The following is a 10,907-nucleotide window of genomic DNA, read 5'->3' as shown; positions in this document are numbered from 1 at the left end:
AGCAGGAGCCGGATTCGTCATAGCCCCAGCTTAACAGCGCACCCACAAACTATTTTGGAGACACACCACTAGGTAGCAGCAGGTGTCGTTATGGGCCCTCAAAACGACACCTGCTGCTACCTAGTTGGGAAGGAGAGGTGTTAGCGGAAGGCGCCGATGCCGGTGATGTGCTGGCCGAGGATCAGCGTGTGGACCTCGTCCGTGCCTTCGTAGGTGCGCACCGACTCGAGGTTGGTGGCGTGCCGCAGCGGCGAGTAGTCCAGCGTGATCCCGTTGCCTCCCAGGATGGAGCGGGCCTCCCGGGCAATGGCCAACGCCTCGCGGACGTTGTTCAGCTTCCCGAGGGAGATCTGTTCCGGCTTCAGCGTGCCGGCGTCCTTGAGCCGGCCCAGGTGGAGAGCCAGCATGGTGCCTTTCTGGATCTCCAGGAGCATGTTCACCAGCTTCTCCTGGGTGAGCTGGTACCCGGCCAGCGGCCTGCCGAACTGGAGCCGGTCCTGCGAGTACTTCAGCGCGGCCTCGTAGGAATCGCGGGCGGCCCCCATCGCACCCCAGGCAATCCCGTACCGCGCCTCATTGAGGCAGGTGAAGGGGCCGCGCAGGCCGCGGGCACCCGGCAGGAGGGCCTCCGGCCCCAGCCGCACGCCGTCGAACGTCACGTCGCACTGGATCGAGGCGCGCATCGAAAGCTTCCGGCCGATCGGTGTGGCGGTGACCCCGGGTGTTCCGGCCGGGACCAGGAAGCCGCGGATGCCGTCGTCCGTCCTGGCCCAGACCACCATCACGCCGGCAACGGATGCGAGCCCGATCCAGCGCTTGGCGCCGTCGAGAACCCACCCGGCGTCATCCCCGGAGCCGTCCCGGCGCGCAACGGTGGTCATTGAGGAAGGATCCGAACCCGCCGAGGGTTCGGTCAGGGCGAAGCAGCCGATCACCTCGCCGGCGGCCATCCGGGGGAGCCATTCCTGCTTCTGGTCCTCCGACCCCCAGCGGTGGATGGCCGTCATGGCCAGGGACCCCTGGACCGAGACGAAGGTGCGGATCCCGGAGTCCCCGGCCTCCAGCTCCATTGCGGCCAGGCCATACTCGACGGCCGACCGTCCCGGGCAGCGGTACCCCTCCAGGTGCATGCCGAGCACGCCCAGCTCGCCCAGTTCGGGGGCGAGGTCGAGCGGAAAGACGGCGTCGTCATACCAGCGGGCAATGTCCGGCTTGATCCGTTGCTCCGTGAAATCGCGGATCCGTTCCCGGAGCGCAAGCTCCTCGGCGGTCAGCAGGGCATCCAGGGCCAGGACATCGGAGGTGTCCGAAACAGAGGGCAGGTCAGCGGCGTTGCTCATTGGAGCATCCTACGGCTTACGCCTTTCGCGAGGCTTCATCCGGCTGCGGCTACAGCGTGCTGGGCGCCGGCCGCTTCGCCAGGAAGTAGTCCCGGGTGGCCGGGGCGAAGCGGCACACCACTGCCAGCACGACGCCCAGAGCCAGCAGCACCACGCCGCTGACGAAGGCGCCGCCCACGCCGAAGATCTCCGTGTCGCCGTAGGCGGGATCCCACATCTGGACGGCGGAGATGAAGAACGCGGCGGTCAGCATCAGGGCACCGAGCAGCGGCAGGAGGCCGCGGAACCACAGGTTGCGGGCGGAATCGCGCAGCGTCCCGCGGAAGAACCAGAAGCACGCGAAGCCGGTCAGTGCGTAGTAGAACGCGATGAACAGGCTGATGGCGCTGATCGAGTCGGAGAGCAGGTTCTGGCTGAGGAAGCTCATGGCCACGTAATACACGACCGCGGCGGCCCCCATCACCTGCGTGGAGAACCCCGGCGTCTGGTTGCGCGGGTGGACTTCGCCGAACCTGGCCGGCAGGGCGCCGTGGACACCCATGGACAGCGTGCCGCGGGCGGTGGGCAGGATGGTGGTCTGGGTCGAGGACAGCACCGACGCCAGCACCGCCACCACGATCAGCCAGCCCCAGGGGCCCAGCACAACGTCTTTCATGGCCAGGAAGACATCGTCCTGGTTCTCGGCGTTGCCGAGGCCGATGCCGTCCGTGCCCACCGTGGCATACATCATCACCAGCAGCGCCACCGAGACGTAGATGGCCATGAGGACAAAGGCGGAGATGACGGCGCCGCGGCCGGGCGTCGTGGCCGGATTCTCCGTCTCTTCATTCACAGCCAGGCAGGTGTCCCAGCCCCAGTAGATGAAGAGTGCCAGCAGTGCGCCGTGGACCACTGCGCCGGGATCGGCGAAGGCGCCTGCGGGGTTGAACCATTCAATGTCGAAAGCCTGGCCCTCGGGTGCCCCGCCCGTAATCCGGAAGACAATCGCCAGCGCGAATATGCCCAGCGAGACATACTGCACGTAGGTCAGGACCCGCTGGACGTGCTCGCCGAGCCGGATGCCGCGGTAGTTCACCAGCGTCATGAAGATGATGAACACCACTCCCGTGGCCGTCACCAGCAGGTCGTTTTCGGCCAGCGAACCGTCGCCGATCAGCAGCCACAGGTACTGCCCGGCCACCTGGGCCAGATTGGCGAGCACCACGATGCCGGCCAGGGCAACACCCCAGCCGCCCAGCCACCCCGCCCACGGGCCGAATGCCCGGCGGGCCCAGAAGAAGGTGGTGCCGCAGTCCGGCATGGCGCTGTTCAGTTCCCGGAAGGCGTACGCGATGAAGAGCACCGGCACAAAGCCCAGGAGCAGGATCAGCGGCGTGTAGTTGCCGTTCACTGCGACGATCAGGCCCAGCGTGGCCGCCAGCGAATAGACAGGAGCCGTGGAAGCCAGGCCAAGCATGACGGAGTCGCCCAGGTCCAGGATGCCGGCACGCAGCCCCTTGGACGGAACTGCCGGCTGGCCACCGGACTTAACTCCCGCCGTCGAGTTCCCTGTGCTCATAGTGCGATACCTGCTTTGCTGGAGGAGGCCGAGGCGGCCTGGACTGAAAGAGGGGCCGGGGCGTCGATGGTGTTGGGGACGAACCGGCAGAAGTAATCGGTGATGGGACCGTCGGATTCGCGGATGCCGCAGCCTACGGACTCGCCGTCCACCACCCACAAACCCAGGACGGGGTGGTTGCCGTCGAAATCGGGCAGCGAATGGAACTGCTGGTAGCACCAGCCTTCGCGCCCGTAGCCGCCTGGCTGCTCCAGGTTGATGCCGGCCGCATGGATCTTTATGTTGTCCCCCTCGCGGCCATGCAGCGGCTTGGCCACCCATTCCTTCAGCGGCCCGGGCTCGTTCAAATACGCCGGGAGCAGGTTCGGGTGCTCCGGATACAGGTGCCACAGGGCCGCCAGCAATGCTTTGTTGGAGAGGAGCATCTTCCAGGCCGGTTCCACCCAGCGCGGATTGTGGGCGCGCTGGAGCAGCCGCTGGCCGAAGGGCTCCTTCATCATCAGCTCCCACGGATACAGCTTGAAGATGGTGCTGATCATGAAGTTGTCCAGGTCCACAAAGCGTTTCAGGTTGGGGTCCCAGCCGATATCGGACATGTTGATGCCGATGGTGGTCCAGCCGCCCTGTCCCGCGACGTCGCGCATGTAGGCTGCCGTCATCCAGTCCTCGCCGGACTGCTCCGCTTCGGAATGGGCGATGTGCAGGGTGCTCATGCCGGTGCGGTACTGAAGCTTCTTCCACTGCCGGATCAGGGCTTCGTGGATGCCGTTCCACTGGTCCTTCTCTGGGAACACGTCCTGCAGCCAGAACCACTGCGCCACCGAAGCCTCGATCAGCCCGGTGGGGGTGTCCGCGTTGTACTCCAGCATCTTGGCGGGGCCGCCGTGCCCGTCGTAGACGAAATCGAAGCGGCCGTAGATGTCCATGTCCCCAGCCTGCAAGGACTCGGCGGCCAGCTCGAGCGCCTGCGGCCCGATCCCGATATTGCCCATGGCTCCGGTGGCAAGGTACTTGGCCGCCTCAAGGCACATCAGGTGCATGTCCTCGGCCGTCTTCTCGAGGGTTTCCACCTCGTCCATGGTGAATTCGTAGTAGGCCGATTCGTTCCAGTACTCGATCTTCTTGCCGTCCGGCATGGTGGTGGTGGAAAAGACGAGCCCCTGTTCCTCGATCTTCTGCTTCCAGTCGGGCCTGGGGGTTGCACTCAGTCTCTTCACGCCTAGCCTCCCGTGCTTCCGCCCTTGGAGCTGCTGCCGAAGCCGCCCCTGCTGACCGTGCCGCCCTTGGTGCTGTACCCCTTGGACGTTTTCGCCCCCTGCGGCGCGGTCTTCGTGAAGCTGGGGTACTGCGAGCGGTTCTGCCCGACGGCCGGGACGCTGGAGCCGCGGGAGTAGAAGTACCAGGCGTAGATGGCGGAGCTCCGGCCGGCGCTGCTGCTGTTGTCGCACTGGGCGTCATCCACGCGCTCGCCGGTTTCGTCGTTGAAGCAGACCTGCGCGTAGTCGGCCTCCGCTTCGTTGCTGGCCACGATGGCGGTGATGGTGCCTGCCAGCAGGGCAGTGACGCCGAGGCCGACGACGACGGTACGGCGTTGCGAGCGCTTCTTGCGTGCCGCTGCTTCCCGCTCGCGGTCGTGTTCGAAGGGGTCGATCACAGGGCCCGCGCCGGTACCCGGCGCTCCGGGCATCCCCGGTCCCGGCAGGGGACCCTGCCCTGAAGCCGCGCCCTTTTGCCGCCGCCCGGCCTTCCTCCCGGCGTCCGGCTTTCCGGCTTCGGCAGTCCGGCCGCCAGCCGCGGAATCGTTGAGCAGTTCCGGCCGGAGCTCCGGTTTGGGCACCTGCCAGGGCGGCAGCTGCCCGGTGGCGGGATCGTGGGGCTGCGGCGTGAAATCCTCGGGGGCGGTCATCCAGCCTGGCGTGGGGCCTTCGGGACCGTCGGTCCCTGCCGGCGTGCCGTCCTGTTGCCCGGAACGGGTGTTCTTCGGATCCTTCGTTGGATCCTTTGAAGGATCCTGGTTCGGGTCCTGCGGTTCCATGGGTCCCCCTTGGTTGTCCATGCTCAATCTGTGACCGGCCACGGCGTCGAAGCACGTGCGGGAAGGCCGTCCCGGCAAGACACAGCTGTGTAAATCCTGAAGTCAGCCTAGTGCCTGGACCGAGGTGCTGTTAACGGAAAACGGGGGAGAACTGCCCATGCCAAGATGGAGCCATGGCAGCAGTTGAATCCGCCCGCGGTGGCGCCGCCCGATCCGGCCCCGGCGGGTCCGCGACGCCGCGTTCGCGGACAGCACGTCCGGGCACGGCAGGTTCCGGGACGGCAGGTTCAGGGAGGGCACGCTCTGCGCTCCAGGGAATCGGGCGGCGCCGTTTCCTCCTCGGCATGGTGCTTGCGGCCGTGCTGCCGCCTGCCGTGGAAGTCCTGGTGACGCTCGCGGGATATCGGAATTTCGCCATCATCATGCTGCTCCACCTCGCGGTCGCCGTGGCGGTGGCCGCGATCGGGGGATTCTGGCCCGCCGTCGTCGCCGCGGTCCTGGGCACAACACTCCTCAACTACTTCTCCGCCGATCCGGTAGGTTCGCTGTCCATCGCCGATCCCTCCACCCTGTTCACCCTCCTGGTGTTCCTGGCAGTGGCCTGCAGCGTGGCCCTGGCCGTCGGCCTGGCGAGCCGCCGCGCACAGGAAGCCGCGAGATCCGGGGCCGAAGCAACAGCGCTGAGCGAGCTCTCCCTGCGGATCCTCAGTTCCGACGGCAGCCTGGAAACATTCCTCGAGAAGGTCCGCAGCCGGCTGGGAGTGGATGCCGTCACGCTGGTGGCCGGAAGCGCCCCGGGCGGCCCCCGCGCACCGGAATCCGCCGGCACCCGCGGTCCTGGACGCGGGACGGACAGCAACGCCGGAGAGACAGTGCTTGCCAGTGCCGGGACCAGCCCGCCGGTGACCCGCGCGGCCGCCCACCACGCCGTCGTCGTCGATTCCCGGTACACGCTGCTGATCAACGGCGGGCCGCTGGCCGGTCAGCCCTTTACCGGCCAGCACCAGCGGATGCTGGCCGCCTTCGGAGCGTTCCTGGTGGCCATCCTGGAACGGCGGCAGTTGGTGGCGAGTATGGAGGACAATCAGCGCCTGTCCGAGGGCAACAAGATGCGCACGTCCATCCTGCGGGCCGTCAGCCACGACCTCCGCACCCCGCTGGCCGGGATCAAGCTGGCGGTCAGCAGCCTTCGCCAGGAGGATGTGAAGTTTTCCCCGGAAGACGAGCGCGAACTGCTCGCCACCATCGAGGACTCGGCCGACCGCCTGGACCACCTGATCGGCAACCTGCTGGATATGTCCCGGATTACGGCTGATTCGGTCAACCCGCTCCTGCGCGGACTGGGCTGGGCGGACGTCCTGCCGGACGCGCTCAGGGGCCTGCCCGCGGCACGGATCCGGGTGGAACTGCCGCCCAACCTCCCGCGGGTGGAGGCCGATGCCGGGATGTTGGAGCGGGTGGTGGCGAACCTGGTGGAGAACGCACTCAAATACGCGCCGGAGGCCGATGTGGTGCTGACGGCCCGTGCGGGGGAGGGGATCGCGCTGGGCGGCAGGCCGGCCGGCGAGTTCCGCGTGGTGGACCACGGCTCAGGCGTGGCCCCGGCCGCCGTGATGGACATGTTCCAGCCGTTCCAGCGGCTCAACGACTATCAGCGCACCGGCGGTGGCCGGGCCGTGGGGATCGGACTGGGCCTGGCTGTTGCCAACGGCTTCACCGAAGCCATGGGAGGAACCCTGGCGGCGGAGCCGACGCCGGGCGGCGGGCTGACCATGGTGGTCACCCTGCCGCTGTGGGAAGGTCCGCTGCCGTGACCCTGGTACTGATCATCGAAGACGAAGCCCAGCTGGCCCGGGCCATGCAGATCAACCTCCGCGCCCACGGCTACCAGGCAATCACCGCGGGCCTCGGCGCAGACGGGCTGAAACTGGCCGCCCAGCACCCGGTGGACATTGTGGTCCTGGACCTCGGGCTGCCGGACATGGACGGTGTGGACGTCATCCGGGGAATCCGGGGGTGGAGCTCCGTGCCCGTCATTGTGCTGTCCGCCCGCCACGCGTCGGAGGACAAAGTGGAAGCGCTCGACGCCGGCGCGGACGACTACGTGACCAAGCCGTTCGGCCTCGACGAGCTGCTGGCGCGGCTGCGGGCCGCTTCCCGGCGCTCGCCGGCACAGCGCGAGGCGCCCACGGTGGAGACGGCGGACTTCGTGGTGGACCTTGCCGCCCGGAAGGTGGTCCGGGACGGGCAGGAAGTCCGGCTCACGCCCACGGAGTGGAACATCCTCGAGCTCCTGGTCCGCAATGCCGGGAAGCTGGTCAGCCAGCAGCAGCTGCTCACCCAGGTGTGGGGGCAGGCGTATGCCAAAGAAACCCAGTACCTTCGCGTCTACCTGGCCCAGCTAAGGCGCAAACTGGAGCAGGACCCGGCGAGGCCGCGCCACCTGCACACAGAGGCCGGAATGGGCTACCGCTTCGATCCCTGACACAGGGTCCCGGGCGGGCGGGACAGTGCCCGCGGCAATCCGGGCCGAAGAACCTAGACTGTAGCCATGGACACCGCATCTGTGCTTGCCGTCTGCCGGGTACACCAGCTTCTGAGTGATGAGGGGAGCGTGGGCGTCACGGCCATCGACAAACGTGCCATCGATGGTCCGGTCAAGGTGCACAAGCTCGGACTCCACGGGGACATCCAGGCAAGCCGCATCCACCACGGCGGCGTGGACCAGGCGCTGTATGCCTATTCGCAGGATGACGCCGACTACTGGGTGGGGGAGCTGCAACGGGACCTCCTGCCGGGGGTGTTCGGCGAGAACCTGCGCGTGGCCGGCATCGGGACCACCACGGCCGTGATCGGCGAACGGTGGAAGATCGGCCTCGACGTCGAAGTGGAAGTGACATCTCCCCGCGTTCCCTGTGCCACGTTCCAGCGCCGCATGGACGAGCCCCAGTGGGTGAAGCGTTTTACGGCGGCGGGCCGGGTGGGCACCTACCTCCGCGTCATCAAGCCGGGGACAATCCGGGCCGGGGACCACATCCACCGGCTGTTCGTTCCCAAGCACGGCGTGACCATCGGCAAGTGGTTCAGCGAGCCCACCATCGAGGATGTGGAAGCGCTGCGTGATGCGGATGCGGACGGGGAGATCCGCCTGCAGCCGGAGTATCACGACGAATTCGAGAAGCTTCAGCGGCGCCTGGGCGTCTAGCCCTGCAGGACCCCTGGCAGCCGGTGTGCGCAACGTCACCGCCCCTGGATGGCCGGCGGGTTAGTGCAACGCGGAAGCATGCCTTACACTTGAAATATCCCCCACTCCGGAAATCCCTTATTCCTGCCCAATTTTTGAGGCAGGACTGGCAAGTGTTGGGGCCCGCACAAGCGATGCGGGCATTTTCATAGGGAGAGCCGGCTAAAGAAAACGCTGTACAGACTGCTGGGATAGCAGCCAAGAGATGCAGCGGGAAGTCCTGCCACGGGATTGCGAAAGCGCCGGACTTCTACGTGACCGGCCGGTCAATGTCTGCCCGGCATCCAAACGGCACATGCACTGCGGCTCCGCTCACCTCGGGTTGTGCCGCCTGGCCCCCTATGGATGAGGAAAACTTCCCTATGCCCGAAAATCACAACGACGCCACCGCCGAAGCAGCAACTGCCGAGACGGCCGTAGAGACCCCCGAGACCGCTGCTCCCGTAGCCGGCTCCGCCCCCGTCTTCACCGAGGCCCCGGCACCTGCCGAAGCGCCCGCCGTCGAAGCTCCCGTTACCGAAGCGCCCGCCGCTGAAGAACGCCCCGCCGCCGAAGCGCCTGCCGCTGAGGCCCCGAAGGCAGCACCCAAGGCTGACCCGTCCAGCGACGATGAGAGCGAAGAAGAAGGCGTCCGTTTCGCCGACCTCGGCATCGACGGCCGTGTCCTCGCCGCACTGCAGGACGTCGGCTACGAGAAGCCGTCCCCCATCCAGGCAGCAACCATCCCGCTGCTGCTCGAAGGCCGCGACGTCGTGGGCCTGGCCCAGACCGGAACCGGTAAGACTGCAGCATTCGCAGTACCGGCACTGTCCCGCCTGGCCGAGCTCCACGACCTCAACGGCCCGTCCCGCAAGACGCAGGCCCTGGTCCTCGCTCCGACCCGCGAGCTCGCGCTCCAGGTCGCCGAGGCCTTCACCTCCTACGCCAAGCACATCGACGACTTCACCGTCCTCCCCGTCTACGGCGGCTCCGCCTACGGCCCCCAGCTCGCCGGCCTGCGCCGCGGTGCCCAGGTTGTCGTCGGTACGCCCGGCCGAGTGATCGACCACATCTCCAAGGGTTCCCTGGACCTGTCCGAACTTCAGTACCTGGTGCTGGACGAGGCCGACGAAATGCTCCGCATGGGCTTCGCCGAGGACGTCGAGCAGATCTTCCAGCAGACCCCGTCTGACCGCCAGGTCGCGCTCTTCTCGGCCACCATGCCGAGCCAGATCCGCCGGATGTCCAAGCAGTACCTGAACAACCCGGCCGAGATCTCGGTGAAGTCGAAGACCACCACCGGAGCGAACACCCGTCAGCGCTACCTGCAGGTCATGGGCCCACACAAGCTGGACGCGCTGACCCGCATCCTCGAGGTCGAAGAGTTCGACGGCGTCATCGCCTTCGTCCGTACCAAGATGGCCACCGAGGACCTGGCTGACAAGCTGAAGGCCCGCGGCTTCCAGGCTGCCGCCATCAACGGCGACATCCCGCAGCAGCAGCGCGAACGCACTGTGGATGCGCTGAAGGAAGGCCGCATCGACATCCTGGTGGCCACCGACGTCGCGGCCCGCGGCCTCGACGTGGAGCGCATCAGCCACGTGGTCAACTACGACATTCCCCACGACACCGAGTCCTACGTCCACCGCATTGGCCGCACCGGCCGTGCGGGCCGTTCCGGCGACGCCATCCTGTTCATGACGCCGCGGGAGAAGTACCTGCTGCGTTCCATCGAGAAGGCAACCCGCCAGCCGGTGGAGCAGATGCACCTGCCCACGGCCGAGACCGTGAACACGCTGCGCCTGGGCAAGTTCGCCGAGCGCATCACGGAGACCCTCGAGTCCGAGGACGTTGCGGCGTTCCGCGACCTCATCTCCTCCTACGAGGAAGAGCACAATGTGCCTGCCTCGGAGATCGCTGCTGCACTGGCCGTCATGGCCCAGGGCGGCCAGCCGCTCCTGGTCAAGGAACTGCCTGCGGCTCCTGAGTTCCAGAAGCGCGAGCGCTCCAAGGACGGCTTCGGCTCACGCGGCCCGACCCGCACCCTGACCGAGGGCAACGCCACCTACCGGATCGCCGTCGGACGCCGTCAGCGCGTAATGCCGGGTTCCATCGTGGGCGCCATTGCCAACGAGGGTGGCATCTCCTCGGCCCAGATCGGCGGCATCGACATCCGCTCGGACCACTCCCTCGTGGAGCTCCCCGCAGACCTGAGCCCCGAGCAGCTGCGCGCACTGTCCCGCACCCGGATCGGCGGCGAGCTGATCCACCTCGAACTGGACAACGGCCGCAAGCCCTCCGGCGGCGGCGAACGTGGCGGCTACCAGGGCAACCGTGGCGGCGACCGCGGCGGGTACTCCGGCGGCGGTGACCGCGGCGGCAACTTCAAGGGCAGCGGCGGGTTCAAGAAGGAATTCCGGAAGTCCGACGGCGAGCGGTCCTCCGCTGACCGCGGCGGCCGCTCCTACAGCGACCGCTCGGAGCGCAGCGTTGGCGCCGACAGCGGTGCCAACCGCGGCCAGGCCAGCGACTCCCGCTTCGGCGGCCACGGCGACGGCGCACGCAAGCCCCGCCACGGCAACGAAGGCGGACACCGCGACTTCAACCGCAAGGGCAAGTGGTAGGCCCTAGCAGCACCAGGCACTGAAAACGGGCCGGCTTTCGAGCCGGCCCGTTTTCGTTGTACGCCCAGCATGGGCATTTGCTTGGAGGTGTGAGTCCTCTGAAGGAGAAGGTGGTTTAACTTCTAGC

The 10,907-nt window shown here is 67.3% G+C and carries 8 protein-coding genes; 4 read left to right on the top strand and 4 right to left on the bottom strand.

The genetic code is table 11. The annotated features are described in order from the left end of the window. Positions 1-140: 140 nt before the first annotated feature. From PV761_RS23675 to PV761_RS23660, 4 genes are read right to left on the bottom strand one after another with little or no spacing between them, the layout of a single operon-like run. Entirely contained in the window at positions 141-1,340 is a 1,200-nt protein-coding gene (locus tag PV761_RS23675; RefSeq protein ID WP_347899971.1) for an acyl-CoA dehydrogenase family protein, read from the bottom strand. 49 nt (positions 1,341-1,389) lie between these two features. Next, positions 1,390-2,898: an APC family permease gene (locus PV761_RS23670; RefSeq protein ID WP_347899970.1), complete on the bottom strand. Its 1,509-nt coding sequence runs from the start codon at positions 2,896-2,898 to the stop codon at positions 1,390-1,392. Further along, positions 2,895-4,115 (bottom strand): glutathionylspermidine synthase family protein, encoded by a 1,221-nt coding sequence (locus tag PV761_RS23665; RefSeq protein ID WP_028269653.1) that lies wholly within the window; start codon positions 4,113-4,115, stop codon positions 2,895-2,897. The genes PV761_RS23670 and PV761_RS23665 overlap by 4 nt, the downstream gene beginning before the upstream one ends. A 2-nt stretch (positions 4,116-4,117) precedes the next feature. After that, complete coding sequence (locus PV761_RS23660) at positions 4,118-4,804, bottom strand: Tat pathway signal protein (protein ID WP_347899972.1); 687 nt, start codon at positions 4,802-4,804, stop codon at positions 4,118-4,120. Between the two features lie 302 nt (positions 4,805-5,106). Between PV761_RS23660 and PV761_RS23655 the strand changes: the two genes are divergently transcribed. The 4 genes from PV761_RS23655 to PV761_RS23640 all read left to right on the top strand — a co-directional run bounded on the left by PV761_RS23655 (position 5,107) and on the right by PV761_RS23640 (position 10,780). Continuing rightward, positions 5,107-6,747, top strand: a complete 1,641-nt coding sequence (locus PV761_RS23655) for an ATP-binding protein (RefSeq protein ID WP_347899969.1) — start codon at positions 5,107-5,109, stop codon at positions 6,745-6,747. Beyond that, the gene (locus PV761_RS23650) at positions 6,744-7,418 is read left to right on the top strand and encodes a response regulator (RefSeq protein WP_055799635.1); all 675 of its coding nucleotides are present in this window, start codon (positions 6,744-6,746) and stop codon (positions 7,416-7,418) included. The genes PV761_RS23655 and PV761_RS23650 overlap by 4 nt, the downstream gene beginning before the upstream one ends. A gap of 66 nt (positions 7,419-7,484) precedes the next feature. After that, positions 7,485-8,138: an MOSC domain-containing protein gene (locus tag PV761_RS23645; protein WP_347899968.1), complete on the top strand. Its 654-nt coding sequence runs from the start codon at positions 7,485-7,487 to the stop codon at positions 8,136-8,138. 401 nt (positions 8,139-8,539) lie between these two features. Then, the gene (locus PV761_RS23640; RefSeq protein WP_347899967.1) at positions 8,540-10,780 is read left to right on the top strand and encodes a DEAD/DEAH box helicase; all 2,241 of its coding nucleotides are present in this window, start codon (positions 8,540-8,542) and stop codon (positions 10,778-10,780) included. Positions 10,781-10,907: the final 127 nt, after the last annotated feature.

This window comes from Arthrobacter sp. CC3, assembly GCF_039907775.1.
GTDB lineage: Bacteria > Actinomycetota > Actinomycetes > Actinomycetales > Micrococcaceae > Arthrobacter.
Note: the sequence above shows the minus strand (reverse complement) of the source record. Positions and strands in the feature narration are given on the sequence as shown.

What these genes read in the sequence shown, in the direction of transcription:
- PV761_RS23670 (WP_347899970.1), bottom strand. Translation starts at nt 2,898, where the DNA reads ATGAGCACAGGGAACTCGACGGCGGGAGTTAAGTCCGGTGGCCAGCCG.
- PV761_RS23640 (WP_347899967.1), top strand. Translation starts at nt 8,540, where the DNA reads ATGCCCGAAAATCACAACGACGCCACCGCCGAAGCAGCAACTGCCGAG.
- PV761_RS23655 (WP_347899969.1), top strand. Translation starts at nt 5,107, where the DNA reads ATGGCAGCAGTTGAATCCGCCCGCGGTGGCGCCGCCCGATCCGGCCCC.
- PV761_RS23675 (WP_347899971.1), bottom strand. Translation starts at nt 1,340, where the DNA reads ATGAGCAACGCCGCTGACCTGCCCTCTGTTTCGGACACCTCCGATGTC.
- PV761_RS23645 (WP_347899968.1), top strand. Translation starts at nt 7,485, where the DNA reads ATGGACACCGCATCTGTGCTTGCCGTCTGCCGGGTACACCAGCTTCTG.
- PV761_RS23660 (WP_347899972.1), bottom strand. Translation starts at nt 4,804, where the DNA reads ATGACCGCCCCCGAGGATTTCACGCCGCAGCCCCACGATCCCGCCACC.